The sequence below is a fragment of the Rhodococcus sp. R1101 genome (genome assembly GCF_000278445.1).
Classification (GTDB): domain Bacteria; phylum Actinomycetota; class Actinomycetes; order Mycobacteriales; family Mycobacteriaceae; genus Rhodococcus; species Rhodococcus gordoniae.
The window spans coordinates 1-678 of record NZ_AJVB01000892.1 but is presented as its reverse complement, the minus strand read 5'-3'; the positions used below and the strand labels follow the sequence as shown (position 1 = coordinate 678).

Annotated in this window: 1 protein-coding gene; it reads right to left on the bottom strand. The window is 68.7% G+C overall.

Translation table 11 applies throughout. The features are described from left to right. Positions 1-659 (bottom strand): alpha/beta hydrolase family protein (locus tag R1101_RS0125045; protein WP_026003671.1); only part of this gene is annotated, 659 nt, incomplete at its 3' end. Positions 660-678: the final 19 nt, after the last annotated feature.

Below are 678 nucleotides of genomic sequence, written 5' to 3'. Positions count from 1 at the left end.
GGATCTCCCGCTGTCGCGGCCACCTCGGCGTAGCGGTGCGCCACACTCACCGGAACCTGCTCGTCGATGGTGCCGTGCAGCACCGCGACCGGCACACCGATCGGCACCCGGTGCGTGGGTGAGGCGCAGCGGTAACGCTCCGGCTCATCCGTGTAGGACGCACCGAAGAGCGCCTCGAATGCGTGCACACGGCGGCCTCGCTCCCCGGGCGTGACCAGGTCGAGCGCTCCTGCCTGCGAGACCACGAATTCCGGCCGCACCGATGTGTTCTCACCGGCGAGCCACACCGCCAGCTGACCTCCCGCCGAATGACCGACGAGCCGGACACGGTCGACGTCGATCTCGACGCCGGCGCGCTGCGCGTGCGGAACGACCTCGGTGAAGATCGTCTCGAACGCCGCAACCAGGTCGGCGGACATCTCGTCCCACGCGCCACCGGCCTCGAGGCGCCGGTACTCGACGTTCCACGCCACCACACCGCGACGAGCGAGATCGACGGCGAGCGCCGTGCCCAAGGTGAGTTGGTAACGACCGTGCCACGAACCCCCGTGGACGACCATGACGACGGGAACGGGCCCCGTCACAGACTCGAGGTCGGGCAGGAAGACGTGCCCGAACTGCTGCGAGTGGGCGCCGTAGGCGATTCTGGTGCGAGCCAAGAGGAATTCCTTCAGTGCA